We start from the raw sequence: 13,672 nt of genomic DNA, 5'->3' as shown, positions 1-13,672 counted from the left end.
GCGTTCTTATTCACTAAAACCCTCAAATAGCGCTAAACTATTCAATCACTAAGTGATTGTCTCCGCCATCTTTTGGAGTGAGGTTTTGTATGGCCAAAAAACGCAATGGGCGCCAGGATGCCATCAGAGATATTGTTCGCAATAAGGACGTACGTACGCAGCGCGTTTTGGTAGACGAGCTTCGCGCCATGGGTTTCGATTGCACGCAGGCGACCGTTTCGCGCGATATCGCGGACATGGGACTGCGTAAGCTCCCCGAGGGCATCTATGTCCTTGCCGAGGACCTGCATCTGCAGCGCATGGTTTCCGAGTTGGTTACCGGCGTGCTGCGCACCGATAATCTGGTTATGATCAAGGCGCAGCCCGGTACGGCTTCTGGTATTGCCGCAGCTGTCGATGCTGCGGAGCTGCCCGACGTGCTCGGCTCGCTTGCCGGCAACGACACGATTTTGGTCATTGCGCAGACGGCCGAGGACGGCGAGCGTCTTGAGGCGCTCATCAACAAGCTGAGTAACTCTCATAAGTAGGGGATGCACGGCGCCGCTGCTGCGTCGATTGTTGCTATAGGTAATTGCCGAGGGCGTTGACGAAGGTCAGCGCCCTTTTTGCATGCCGTCGCCTGTTGCCCTATCGGTCTTGCAGCCGGGGCCGTCGTGGCATCTTATGGCATCTGCCGAAATAAAGAAACGCCCGAGCAGCGTACGTGCTGCTCGGGCGCCTTGGTGTCAGTCGTCCTGTGCGCTTACTGGCCCGTAGAGGGGTCAGGCGTGGGCGTAGGATCGGGGGTAGGCGTCGGCGTGCCACCGTCGCCGCCCGTGCCGCCGTCGCCACCTGTGCCACCGTCGCCACCTGTGCCACCGTCGCCACCTGTCGTACCGCTATCGCCGGTGGTGTTGCCGCCCGGGGTTTCAGTGGTCGTGGTTGTCGTCGTGGTGGTCTCTTCCTTTTCCTTTTCCTCTTCCTTTTCCTCGTCTTTTTCCTCTTCGTCTTCTTTTTTGTTGTTTGTGCCGTAGAACTTCCAGACGTTATTGTTCTTGTACGTGGGGGCCGTTCCGGTCGGGAACTCCTCGCGCTCGGTTCCGGCCAAAACCGTGTTCATGAACTTCTTAAAGACGGGCAGGTTGGTGCTGTCGCCCAGCAGGTCCGTACCGTACTTTTGGATGGGAATCTCGCCTGCGGAATAACCGGTCCACAGGGCGCATGCCAGTTGCGGCGTGTAGCCGCAGAACCACAGGTTGGTGGTGTTGTCAGTGGTGCCCGTCTTGCCGGCATAGGGCTGGTTGACGCTCAGCGCGCCGGCGGCACCCGTGCCGCTGCCCTGCATGACGCCGGATAGAACGTCGGTAACCGCGGCAGCCTCGCCTTCGGTGAGCACCTGCGTGGGATTGTCGGTGTGCTGGTACAGCACCGAGCCGGTGCGCGAGTCGATCTCGGTGATGGCGATCGGCTGGCGATAATGGCCGCCGTTGGCAAAAGTGGCGTAGGCCGATGCCATCTCGAGCGGCGAGATGGACCCGGTGCCGAGCGTCATGACGGGAACGTCCTCGATATTGTCCTTGGCGGGATCGATGCCGAGCTTTTTGACGAGCGACATGATCTTGTTGTTGCCGATGGCTTCTGCCACCTGAATGTAGCCGGTGTTGGATGAGTATGCCGTTGCCTGCTTAAGCGTGATGTTGCCATAGCTCTGGTTGGCATAGTTTTGCACCTTGGTCGTGGTGCCCTTGGCTGTAAGAGGCGAGTTGCAGTTGAGGGTAACGTTGGGGTTCATACCGTTTTGGATGGCGGTTGCCAGCGTAAAGGCCTTAAACGTGGAGCCCACGGGGCGCTTTGCCGTAGCGTGGTTCACGTGATTCTCGTCGGCGTTATAGTCGTAGCCGCCCACCATGCACTTGATGTAGCCAGTCTTGGGGTCAACGACGACCATGCCCATGTCCAGGCCGTCGAGAGAAAGCGTGTCGAGCTGCGAGCGCACAGCCTCCTCGGCAACCTGCTGCATGGTGGGGTCGATGGTGGTCTTGACGGTCAGACCGCCCTTAAAGAGCACGTCGGTGGAGAACTCCTGCTCAAGCAGCTGCTTTACGTAGGAGACAAAGTAGGGTTGAGAGTACACATCGACGCCACTGCCCGAAATCTCGGTCACGTTAAGCGTGATGGGCTCAGCCTGTGCGGCATCGTGCTCTTCCTGCGTGATGTGGCCCAGACGCAGCATGTTGTCCAGAACCTTGTTGCGGCGGGACAGCGCCAGGTCGGGATTAACCGTGGGGTCGTACTGCGAGGGCGAGTTGGGAAGGCCGATGAGCAGCGCGGCCTCGCTCAGGCTGAGGTCGGCGGCGGTCTTGGACAGATAGGTCTCGGCGGCGGCCTCGATGCCATATGCTCCATGGCCGTAGTAGATGGTGTTGAGGTACATCATGAGGATCTCGTCTTTGGAGTACATGTCCTCCATCTTGATGGCGATGTAGGCCTCGCGCACCTTACGCTCAATGGTCGAGTCGAACTGCTCCTCCTGCAGGATGGTGTTGCGCACAAGCTGCTGGGTGATAGTCGAGGCGCCTTCGTGCCCGCCACCGAGGGTTGCCACCGCAGCACGCGCGATACCCCACAGGTCGATACCGCCGTGCTCGTAGAAGCGCTCGTCCTCGACGTCAACGGTGCCCTGCAGCACGTAGGGGGAGACCTCGTCCTTGGTGATAGACTTGCGGTTTTGCGTGTAGAAGCTCGCGATCTTGTTGCCGTTGCAGTCGACGATCTCGGTGGGCTCGCTCACCAGATACGCGTTGGCGTCGGTGTAGTCGGGCAGATCGGACAGCCAGCGGTTGACGTTGCCGACCATGCCGATGCCAAATGCCACGCCCGCAATCAGCAGAAAGCCCAAAAACGAGAGCAGGATTATGGGCAGAGCATGCGTCTTTGAACGGCTGCGTCCCTGTCGTTGGCGAGGACCCATATATTGACCTCCAGGTATGTCGTGCCGGACGGTGGATGTGCCGTCGGGGCAGGATGGACATAAGTTATTACACGATAAACCAAACGGGGCGCGCGAGGCCTCGTGTATGCTGGAAGACGGCATTTTTCAGAGTGAATGCATACCTTGGTAAGGAGTTTGTCGATGGCGATTCGGACGATGGGGCCGAGCGGACAATACGAGACTGGATTGGATGCTGCCGGTGCGGCGCTGCCCGAGCTGCTGGCGCCGGCGGGCGGACTCGACCAGATGCTTGCGGCCATCGCCGCGGGTGCCGATGCCATCTATGCGGGGTTGGGCGGCTTTAACGCCCGTGTGAGCGCCCATGGCTTTACGGATAACGAGTTTGCGCGCGGCTGCGCCGTGGCGCATGCCCATGGCGTGCGTGTGTACGTAACGCTCAACGTGTTCGTGTTTGACGATGAGTTGTCCGACGCGGTGGCGTTGGGAGCTCATGCACTGGAGCTGGGCGCCGATGCTCTGATTGTCGCCGATGCCGGGTTGGTCTGCGCGCTGCGCGCGGCGATTCCCGGGGTCGAGATTCACCTGTCCACGCAAGCGGGCGCTCATAGCGAGGGTGCCGTGCGGCTTGCCGCCGATGAGCTGGGGGTCGAGCGCGTGACGACGGCACGCGAGCTGACGGTCGACGAGATTGCGGCGCTCTGTGCCACGGGCGTGCCCATCGAGGTATTCTGCCACGGTGCGATTTGCATCGGCTATTCGGGGGCGTGCGAGTTCTCGGCCTTGCGGCGTGGGCGCTCGGCGATGCGCGGCGACTGCACGCAGCCGTGCCGTCTGGCGTACGACCTAGTGGACGAGGCGGGGCAGAGTGTTGTTGCCGTCGAGGGAGACCGCCTGCTTTGTCCGCGTGACTATCTGGGTATCGCGCACCTGCCCGAGCTTGTTGCCGCCGGCGTGGCATCGCTCAAGATCGAGGGACGCATGAAGAATCCCGATTACGTATTCAACGTGGTGAGGGTATGGCGTCGGGCACTCGATATGCTGTGCGACGGCGCGTGGGACTCCGGTGCCGTGGAAGAGCTTGAACGCGAGCTGGGAAGGTCGTTTAACCGTGGGTTTACCGATGCTTACCTGCGGGGTCGTTCGGGTGCCGAGCTCATGAGCTTTGAGCGCGCGATCAACCAGGGCGTGCGCGTGGGCCACTTGGTGGCGGTGGGTCACGAAGAGGTGACGGTTGAGCTTGATGCCGCCGTGGCGGCGGGCGATACGCTCGAAATCCGATTTTACCCGGGTGCCGACGCGCGTCCCGATGTGCCCAAGCGCTGGCCACAGGTGCCTTGCCCCGTGGATGCCGCTGCGGGGGAGCGCATCGTCGTGCATTGCAAACGTAAGGTGGACGCGGGCTGCGAGGTCTATCTGATTCGCAGCGCCGGCGTGTTGGATCAGACGGCGGCGGTGTTGGAGCGCATGCGGGCCGAGGCGGATGCGATTGCGCCCGTTGCGCGTGCCGTTGAGGTGCTGCCCTTTGAGGGCGCTGCGGTGGATGGCGGTGCGTCGACGGAGTTGGCGGGGTCGGCGGGGCCGGCAAAGCGCGAGGATTTTGCTCGTATGGTCTTTGCCTGGGAGCTGATGGATGTGGGTCCGCGCGATGAGCGAGATCTGTCCGATACAACGGTGGTGCTCGACGAAGTGTGCCGCGCGGGCGACGCCGAGCGGACTCGGGCGCTTATGCAGCGTGCCGGGCGCGTCGTCTGCCGCAATCTGGGACAAGTGGCGATGGCCCGCGAGCTGGGCACAACGTTTGACGTGGCGGCGCCGGTGTTCTGTGCCAATCGGGCCACGCTTACCTGGCTGCGCGGACTCGGTGCGGGGCGGGTGTGCTTGTCGGCCGAGTTGCTCGGCAATGATGCGGAGCGTGTTGCCGAACTTGCCGCTTGCCCCGGTGTCTTGGGGCCTGTCGATGCCGACCGTCCCGAGCTCATGGTGTGCGAGCACTGCTTGCTGACTGCCGAGGGCGCCTGCGCCACGGATGCAACGGGGCAGGTCCGTTGCCGTGACTGCTCGCGCCGTCAGCAGGCGCGCTTTTTGGTCGAACGTGACGGCACGCGTTTGCCGGTCGTTATCGACGCGTGCGGCAGGACGAGGATTTTCCTGTCGTAGGTGCCGCGTCGCGCTGTTTTGGTTATTATTAGTGGGTTTATGAACTTCCAGCACCGCCGTATCCGGTGAGGGTGCTATAGCAAAAGGAGGATACCCAATGCTGTCTGTTGACGAGCAAATGCGTATCATCACCTCGGGTGCAGCGCAGATCGTCCCCGAGGCCGACCTTCGCAAGAAGCTTGAGAAGGGCGAGCCCCTCAACATCAAGCTCGGCGTCGATCCCACCAGCCCCGACCTGCACCTGGGCCATGCCGTGCCCCTGCGCAAGATGCGTCAGTTCCAGGACCTGGGCCACAACGTCACCCTTATCATCGGCAACGGCACTGCGCTGATCGGCGACCCCTCGGGCAAGAACTCCACCCGCCCGCAGCTTTCGCAGGAGCAGATCGAGGCCAACGCCGAGACCTACGTGAGCCAGGCCATGAAGATCCTGGACCCCGAGAAGACCACCATCGTGCACAACGGCGACTGGATCCTTTCGATGGACCTGGCCGGCCTGCTGCAGGTGTGCTCCAAGTTCACCGTCGCCCGCATCCTCGAGCGCGACGACTTTACCAAGCGCTACCAGTCCCAGACGCCGATTGCCCTGCACGAGTTCCTGTACCCTGTGATGCAGGCCTTCGACTCCGTGCAGATCAAGGCCGACGTCGAGATGGGCGGCACCGACCAGCTCTTTAACCTGCTCGCCGGCCGCGAGCTCATGGAGAAGATGGGCATGGAACCGCAGATCGCGCTCACCATGCCGCTGCTCGAGGGCACCGACGGCGTCCGTAAGATGTCCAAGTCCTACGGTAACTACATCGGCCTGACCGATGCTCCCAAGGATATGTTCGGCAAGACCATGTCCATCCCCGACGAGATGATCGGCAAGTACTATCGTCTGGCCAGTTCGCTCGCCCCGGCCGAGGTCGACAAGATCGACGCCGCCTTGGCCGATGGTTCTGCCGACCCCTACGAGCTCAAGCGCGCGCTGGGCCGCGACCTGTGCGACACCTACCACGGCGCCGGCGCCGGCGACGAGGCACAGGCCGAGTTCGACCGTGTGTTCAAGGAGGGCCAGCTTGCCGACTTCCCCGAGAAGCACGTTGAACTGACCGTCAACGACGAGGGCCAGATTTACCTCGCCGGCCTGCTCAAGGACCTGGGCCTTTCGGCCAGCGCCGGTCAGGCCCGCCGCGACATCGACGGCGGCGGCGTCAAGGTCAACGGCAAGGCTGTGGCTCCCAAGAGCTACAACATCGATCCGAGCGCCCTCAAACTGGGCGACACCCTCTCCGTGGGCAAGCGCAAGGGCTTCAAGCTGGTTTAGTTACGCGGTTTTACCAAACCGCGTAACCGGTTGACGCTGCAAACCCGCCAGAGCGGCAATCTGTCTTTCAACTTCGGCGGCATGACCAGAAGATCAATGCCGCCTCGTTTCAAGGCACCTTGCTCGCTCTGGCGGGTTTTCGCTGTCGTTGCCAGAACATCGGGGTACTCATTGGGGACAGACATAAATGAGTAGTCGTAGGGGGACACTCCTTCTCATTGCGCGGGGTGGCGTGTGCCGTTAAGCGGAGGGGGGTGTATTCCCGACCCATCGTTTGGGCATACAATGGCTATTGGCTTGCTGCGGTGAAGGCCCGTCCGCCCCGCAGTTATTTCTACGGTTAAAGGAGTATGTATGTCCGTTGAGGTCATGAGGTCTGTGATCGACGCTGCCGAGGGCCGCGTGCCCGTCGACACGCTGTTTGCCAATGCGCAGATTGTCGACGTGTACGGTCAGCGCGTGGCGCCCGGTAGCGTTGCCGTCAAGGACGGCGTAATCGTCGGCGTGCTCTACAACGGGCGCGACGATGCCGCCGGTACCTATGAGGCTGCCGAGGTTATCGACTGCCAGGGTCGCTATCTCGCCCCCGGTTTTATCGACGGACATCTGCACATTGAGTCCTCGAACATCCGCCCCGCCGAGTATGCGCGCATGGCGGCGACGCGCGGTACCACCACCGCCATTGCCGACAGCCACGAGATTGCCAACGTGGCGGGCCTGGACGGTCTGCGCTTTATGATCGAGGACGGCCGCCGTACACCCATCTCCATCAAGTACATGATGCCTTCGTGCGTGCCCGCGCTGCCCGATGAGCAAGCGGGCGCTGTGATTACCGCCGCTGACATGCAGGCGTTTTTTGCCGAGCATCCGGGCGACGTTTTTGGCCTGGGCGAGATGATGAACCTGCCGGGTGTCTTTATGGCCGATCCTGAGACCTGTGCTCGCATCGATGCTGCCAACCAGACGCCGTCCAAGCAGGTCGACGGCCATGCGCCGCTCGTTGCCGGCAAGGACCTCAATGCCTATGCCGCGGCGGGCATTATCGCCGACCATGAGTCGACGATTCCCGAGGAGGCGCTCGACAAGCTGTCTCGTGGCATGTACGTGATGCTGCGCGAGGGCACCTGCAGCCATGACCTGGCCAACCTGTCGCCGATGCTGCTGGAGAATCCCGCGCGCGCCCGCCGCTGTTGCTTTGCGACTGACGACCGCGCCCCTTCCGATGCGCTTGCGACCGGCATGATCGACAATGCCTGTCGCGTGGCTATCGAGGCCGGTATCGACCCCGTGGTTGCCATCTCTATGGCGTCCCTCTCCACGGCCGAGGCGTTTGGCCTGGACCACGGTTGCCGCGACCCGCACGAGCTGCGTGGCGCCATCGCCCCGGGCAAGCGTGCCGACCTGCTGGTACTCAACGACCTGACGTTTGCCACGGCTCCGCATCGCGTATATGCCGCCGGTGCTCTGGTGGCGCAGGACGGCACCTTTGTGGGCGAGATCGCACCCGAGATGGCCGAGGTTGCGGCCCTTGCCGATGAGCTGCGTGCTTCCGTTAAGCTGCCGAAGCTATCGCTTGACGTGTTCGACTATGCCTTTAAGCCGGGCGAGGCCGTGATCGACGTGGTGCCGGGCAAGGCCATCACGGGCATGGCTCGTCCCGAGAATGCCGAGGGCCTGCGCCGCATTATGCTGATCGAGCGCCACGGCCGCGGCTTGTCACTGCAGGCCGAGGGGGCCGACGGTGATGGCCCTGCGGGCCTGGGTCTTGTTGGCAAGCACATTGGTCGCGGCTGGGTGCGTGGCTTTACCATTACGGGCGGTGCCATCGCCTCGACGATCGGCCACGACTCGCACAACGTGTGCGTGGTGGGCGACAACGCGGCCGATATGATGGCTGCCGTTGAGGCCGTGGGCCAGGGCGGCCACGTGCTGGTGCGTAACGGCGAGGTCGTGGCGCGCATTCCGCTGGCGCTCGGTGGCCTTATGAGCGAAGGCACGGCCGAGGACGTTGCCGCGCAGCACGACGACTTTATGGTCAAGGCACGCGCCATGGGTATTGAGCCGCCGCTCGACCCCATCATGGGCATCATCTTCCTGCCCCTGCCGGTTATCCCGACGCTCCGCATCCGCCCCGAGGGCATGTTCGACGTTACAACCTTCACCTACGCCGACTAGTCATCGGGGTGGCGTGTCGCCTGCCGCCGCGGTCGTGGGCTCTCTGGCACGCGTGAGCTATTTGCCAGGTCTATGTAACGTTTACGCCCGCGGAGTCTTATTTGAGCTCCCTTTGGGTACGTTGGAATCGGATACACGTTCGATTCCAACAAGCCCGAAGGGAGCTTTTCTATGTTTAAACTGATTGCATCCGATATGGACGGCACACTGCTTGACGAAAACGGCCAGGTGCCTCCCGAGACCTACGAACTGATTCTGGCGCTACACGAGCATGGCGTGCATTTCGCCGCATCGTCAGGTCGTCGCTACGATCGCCTGTGCGAGTTCTTTGCGCCCGTTCGCGACAAGATGGACTTTGTCGCCGCTAACGGCGCCCAAGTCTACGCCGACGGTAAGATGGTAGACCGTGAGGTGTATTCCCACCTGGCGATTCGAAGGCTCGCCCAAGCCGTCAGGACGTTTCCCAATCTGCATCTTGCGCTCTTTGACCGAACCAAGTCCTTCCTGCTCGATGACGAGTGCAAGTTCGTGCGTGAGGTCGATAAGGACCTTCCCAATGCCGAGCGTATTTGGGAGCTGCCCGATCCCGGCGTAAATATCATCAAAGCGAGTATCTTTTGCGACGACAGTGCGGTTATGGACAGTGCGTACGTGCTACAGCGCGAACTTGGTCAGCTCTTTACTTTTGCGCCTTCGGGCAACGCGTGGATCGATGCCATGCAGCCCGGTGTGTCGAAGGCCTCGGGTATCGCGCAGCTCGCGGAGCATTACGGCATTGGTCGCGACGAGGTCATGGCGTTTGGCGACTCGATGAACGACTACGAGATCATTCGCTTTGTCGGCACGGGCTGCGCGATGGAAAACGCGCGCCCCGCGCTTAAGGCGGTGGCCGATCGCGTGGTGGGTTGTAACCGCGACCACGCCGTCCAGCAAGAACTCCGCCGTGTTCTGGAGAGCCTTGCTTAATCCAGCAGTTAGGGACGTTCCTTTTCTGCCGGGTTGCTGCTGCTAGGCGAGGGCGGCCATGATGGTGTGGGCGACGCCGTCGTGGTCGTTGTCGTATCCGGTGATGGCGTCGGCCACCTCGCGGTCCTCGGGCTCGGCGTTGATCATCGCCATGCCGTGGCCTGCTGCCTGCAGCATGGGAATGTCGTTGATGTTGTCGCCGAAGGCCCAGGCGTCGGCGAGAGACTCGCCCAGATGCCCACATAGCCACGCCAATGCCGTTCCCTTGGTGGCTCCCTCGCCCATGACCTCGATATTCATGGCGTACGAACGCGTAACCTCGATGCCTTCGAGCGTGTCGAGCGCTGCCGCGATGGCGTCGCGATCGGCCGGGTTGTGCCAGTACATGGCGATGCGTTCGAGCACCTCGACTTCGTCAATTTTGTTGTCGATATCCATGTCGATCGGCGTTCGCGTGCGCTTGAGCGAAGCCGCGATGTGAGGATCGCCGCCACAGAACTCGTCCAGGCGCGTGTAGAGCGAGCGGGGGAGGAAACACTGTCCGTCCGCGAAGATATCGAAGGTCACATCGTGGCCGGCGGCAATGCTATGGACGCGGTGGGCGATGGCGCGGTCGAGCGGTCGGCTCAAAATGCGCGTAGCACGTGAGACATCGGTAGGCGTACCGTCGTCGAGCTGCCAGACGCTGGCACCGTTGGCGCAGACTGCGTAGTGTACGGCGGGGTGGGCGAGGATGGGCTCAAAGACGCCCGACAGCGGGCGCCCCGTGCAGGGCACAAACTCAATACCGCGGCGCGCGAGCTCGTCGAGCATCGCCCAGGTGGCGTCGCTCATCTGCTTATCGCTCGTCAGCAGCGTTCCATCCATGTCGGAAAACACAATCATTCGATGCAGCCCTTTCTACTGGCATAAAAAGCGTGGCCGAGGGCTTGGGTCCCTGGCCACGCTCGGGTTCTATAACGGTCCGCGTCCTAGCGGTCGGCGAGCGGCTTGTACTCCAGCGGCTCGATCACCGGACGATAGGCGGGGCGGATGATACGGTGCGCGCAGAAGAGCTCTTCCATGCGGTGTGCCGACCAGCCGGCCATGCGGGCGACGGCGAATAGCGGCGTAAAGAGCGTTTCGGGCACGCCGAGCATCTTGTAGATAAAGCCTGTGTACAGGTCGATGTTGGCGCAGATGGGCTTGGTCATGCCGTGGTCGCGCATCACCTGCGGTGCCAGGCGCTCGATGCGCTCGATGAGTGCGAACTCTTCGCCCAAGTCCTTCTTGGCTGCCAGTGAGCGCGCGTAACGGCGGCACACCTCGGCACGCGGGTCGCTCAGCGTGTAGACGGCGTGGCCCATGCCGTAGATGAGGCCCGTGCCGTCGAAGGCCTGCTTGTCGAGAATCTTGCCCAGGTAGGCTGCAACCTCGTCCTCGTCCTCCCAGTTGGAGACATGCGCGCGGATGTCCTCGTGCATAGACACGACCTTGGCATTGGCACCGCCGTGGCGCGGGCCCTTGAGCGAGCCGATAGCCGCGGCGTAAGCGGAATACGGGTCGGTTGCCGAAGAGGACAGCACGCGGCAGGCGAAGGTGGAGTTGTTGCCGCCGCCGTGCTCGGCATGCAGCATGAGCATAACGTCGAGCAGCATCGCCTCATCGCGGGTGAATGCCATGCCGCCGCGCAGGACCTGTAGGATGGTCTCGGCGGTGGAGAGACCGGGCGTGGGGTGCGGCACGTGAACCTCGGAGCCGCGAAGCTTGGCGATCGAGGCCATGTGTGCGAAGGCGGCGATGCGCGGGAGACGTGCGAGCATGGAAATGGCGACGTCGATTTCGTGCTCGGGCGTGATCACGTCTGGTTCGGCATCGAAGGCGTAGAGCAGCAGCACGGCGCGCTGGAGCACGTTCATGATGCTCGACGACACCGTGGTCATAGGGAACTCTTTGACGTACTCGTCGCTCAGATGTCTAAAGGCGCCCAAGCGCTCGCAAAAGCCGTCGAGCTCTTCCTTGTTGGGTAGCGAACCCGTGATAAGCAGATAGGCGACTTCCTCGTAGCCGTAGCGATTCTCGGCCTGGGCATTGTTGACCAGATCCTCGATGCTGTAGCCGCGAAGCGTGAGCTTGCCCTGATCGGGCACGACCTTTCCGTCGACCTTGTTGTAGCCGTGCACATCCGAGATGCGAGTGAGGCCCGCGACCACGCCCGAGCCGTCGGCATTGCGCAGGCCGCGCTTGACATTGTGCTCAACAAACAGGCCCTCGTCATAAGGGTCGGTCGGCAGGCCGTGGTAGAGGTTTTCGCTCTCAGACGAAATCTGGCGGCTTGCTTCGTAATCCAAGACCAGACGGCTCAGGTGGTCGTCGAAGCGGTAGTAGATTTTCTTGGCGTCGTAGGCCATGTGCGCTCCTCTCCGGGCCATGTGGTGACGTTGCGCCTGGGCGCACGTTGGGCCGTCTCCACGCAGCCTGTTCGCTACAGGCGGTACATAAAGTTAAAGACGTCCTCGCGCTGGATGGACACGTTGACGCCCGAAAGCTCGCCGGCCTCGGCCAGCGCCTTCTGCAGCTCGGCGAAGTCGAGCTTGGACTCGGCGGTATCGGCCAGCATGGTCATGGTGAAGATGTCCTCGATAATGGACTGCGTGATGTCGCGGATGTCGACGTTGGCCTCGCCTAGGACACGGGTGACGCCGGCGACGATGCCGGGGCGGTTCTTGCCAAGGACGGTGATGACGATACGGGAGGACGAGATCTCGGCCATGGGAAACCCTTTCGCGTGATTGCGGCGCGCGCGGGGCGCTCCGCTACGGTACAGTGTTCATCATTGTACCTGTCTGGCGCAAAAAAGGCGCGCTCGCTGCGGCGTTACATGCCTGCAACATGAGCGTAAGGGGGAAGGCCGTACGGGGAAGAGCCGTCTGGCGCGTGTCCGGCTCGTGTTGGGTTGATTTCCGATCTCAGCCGAACACATTGAGCGGACAGGCCGTTCCCGCAGTCAGCCGAACGCCTCCGACGGCTGATTCCGAACTGGAAGCGGAGGGCATCCCCGCCCTTCGGTAGGGGATACCGCTCCGCGGCGCATGCCGCGGGCGGCGCCCCTATCGGACCACCGTGACCTCAGTTGGGATGGGCCCAGCACTGCCGCGTACTCGGTGAGCTAGAGCCAACTGTTCGTCTTCACGTCGCGTATGGCGATATTTCGGTCGTCCGGCTCGGTGATGCCGTAGCCGAACGCCTGGAGCGTCTCGATGGACTCCTGGATCCTCTGTTGGAACATGGGACCCGGATCGACCCTCGGCCCGAGGTGCCCGCGCCAAAGGCACGGCGTGGCGCGCAGCATGTTATCGATTTTGGAGATGGGCTCGATGTCGGCGTAGACGTTGAGCGTCGCCATGGCGTCCTTGTGGCCGAGGATCGATTGGAGCGCCTTGATATCGCCGCCTTGGCGGATCCACTGCGTTGCGAACGTGTGGCGAAGGCCGTGGAACGTGATCAGCTCGTCGTTGGTGCCCATGAGGCCGTTGGTCTCCGAGAACGTCTTGAACGCCCTGCGGATATAGCTTGTCGTCGCGAAGGTCGCGCCCGGCTCCGACAGGATGTAGCAGTCCCCGATCTCGACCGCCCCGGTAAGGCCGCGCAAGCGCAGCTTTCCGCAGTCGATCTCGTGGGTCTCCTTCAGGAAGGGGAGTAGGCCGACCGGGTCGATGGGGATACCCCTGGCGTCATGGGTCTTGGTGTCCTTGATGAACGAACCCATTCCCTTCGCGTACGCCACCGAGTGTCTGATCGAGATCAGGCCCGTCTCGAAATCCACATCGCACCACCGAAGGCCGCAGACCTCGCCGATTCGCATCCCCGTGTGCAGGGCGAGTACGACCGCCCTCTAATCCTCGGCGGACCAATCGAGTCCGAACTCCTTTCGGGCATCCTCTTCGCTCATGACTTCGAGAAGGTCTCCGGGTTGGCAACGAAGGGCGAGGCATAGCTGCTCGAGTGTGTTGAAGCGAATGCCGCGAATATGCCCTTTTTTAATACGGGACAGGTTCACGGGCGTGGTTCCAATCCTTTCGGCAAGTTCGTTCGAGGAAATCTTTCGCTCGGCCATGATCTTGTCGAGGCGAACAATTACGGGCATGGCGTTT

At 62.2% G+C, this 13,672-nt stretch carries 11 protein-coding genes; 5 read left to right on the top strand and 6 right to left on the bottom strand.

Annotation, left to right across the window (positions count from 1 at the left end; all coding sequences use genetic code 11):
• Positions 1 to 89 precede the first annotated feature (89 nt).
• Positions 90 to 527, top strand: a complete 438-nt coding sequence (locus DW003_RS01070) for an arginine repressor (RefSeq protein WP_022094272.1) — start codon at positions 90 to 92, stop codon at positions 525 to 527.
• A gap of 215 nt (positions 528 to 742) precedes the next feature.
• Here DW003_RS01070 and DW003_RS01065 read toward each other — a convergent pair whose 3' ends face one another.
• Positions 743 to 2,950, bottom strand: a complete 2,208-nt coding sequence (locus DW003_RS01065) for a transglycosylase domain-containing protein (protein ID WP_118387089.1) — start codon at positions 2,948 to 2,950, stop codon at positions 743 to 745.
• Positions 2,951 to 3,112: 162 nt separating this feature from the next.
• Here DW003_RS01065 and DW003_RS01060 point away from each other — a divergent pair, with 162 nt between their 5' ends.
• The 4 genes from DW003_RS01060 (at position 3,113) to DW003_RS01040 (ending at position 9,539) form a co-directional block, all read left to right on the top strand.
• The gene (locus DW003_RS01060) at positions 3,113 to 5,089 is read left to right on the top strand and encodes a U32 family peptidase (RefSeq protein ID WP_158573167.1); all 1,977 of its coding nucleotides are present in this window, start codon (positions 3,113 to 3,115) and stop codon (positions 5,087 to 5,089) included.
• 97 nt (positions 5,090 to 5,186) lie between these two features.
• The gene (gene tyrS, locus DW003_RS01055) at positions 5,187 to 6,398 is read left to right on the top strand and encodes a tyrosine--tRNA ligase (RefSeq protein ID WP_117806271.1); all 1,212 of its coding nucleotides are present in this window, start codon (positions 5,187 to 5,189) and stop codon (positions 6,396 to 6,398) included.
• Positions 6,399 to 6,752: 354 nt separating this feature from the next.
• Complete coding sequence (locus DW003_RS01045) at positions 6,753 to 8,573, top strand: adenine deaminase (protein ID WP_118387085.1); 1,821 nt, start codon at positions 6,753 to 6,755, stop codon at positions 8,571 to 8,573.
• Between the two features lie 171 nt (positions 8,574 to 8,744).
• Entirely contained in the window at positions 8,745 to 9,539 is a 795-nt protein-coding gene (locus DW003_RS01040; RefSeq protein ID WP_118387083.1) for a Cof-type HAD-IIB family hydrolase, read from the top strand.
• Between the two features lie 42 nt (positions 9,540 to 9,581).
• On the opposite strand, the gene DW003_RS01035 is transcribed toward DW003_RS01040, so the two are convergent.
• The 5 genes from DW003_RS01035 to DW003_RS01015 all read right to left on the bottom strand — a co-directional run bounded on the left by DW003_RS01035 (position 9,582) and on the right by DW003_RS01015 (position 13,665).
• Positions 9,582 to 10,424: a Cof-type HAD-IIB family hydrolase gene (locus tag DW003_RS01035; protein WP_118387081.1), complete on the bottom strand. Its 843-nt coding sequence runs from the start codon at positions 10,422 to 10,424 to the stop codon at positions 9,582 to 9,584.
• An 86-nt stretch (positions 10,425 to 10,510) separates the two neighbouring features.
• Complete coding sequence (locus DW003_RS01030; RefSeq protein ID WP_117630075.1) at positions 10,511 to 11,929, bottom strand: citrate synthase; 1,419 nt, start codon at positions 11,927 to 11,929, stop codon at positions 10,511 to 10,513.
• A gap of 74 nt (positions 11,930 to 12,003) precedes the next feature.
• Positions 12,004 to 12,291, bottom strand: coding sequence for an ACT domain-containing protein (locus DW003_RS01025; RefSeq protein WP_006235289.1), 288 nt, complete (start codon positions 12,289 to 12,291; stop codon positions 12,004 to 12,006).
• Between the two features lie 396 nt (positions 12,292 to 12,687).
• Positions 12,688 to 13,395, bottom strand: a complete 708-nt coding sequence (locus DW003_RS01020) for a site-specific integrase (RefSeq protein WP_255413728.1) — start codon at positions 13,393 to 13,395, stop codon at positions 12,688 to 12,690.
• An 18-nt stretch (positions 13,396 to 13,413) separates the two neighbouring features.
• On the bottom strand, positions 13,414 to 13,665 hold the full coding sequence (locus tag DW003_RS01015) for a helix-turn-helix transcriptional regulator (protein WP_006235292.1): 252 nt from the start codon (positions 13,663 to 13,665) through the stop codon (positions 13,414 to 13,416).
• Between the last annotated feature and the right edge of the window lie 7 nt (positions 13,666 to 13,672).

The organism is Collinsella sp. AF36-3AT (genome assembly GCF_003475205.1).
Lineage (GTDB): Bacteria > Actinomycetota > Coriobacteriia > Coriobacteriales > Coriobacteriaceae > Collinsella > Collinsella aerofaciens_AF.
This window is presented reverse-complemented; position numbering and strand designations above follow the sequence as displayed.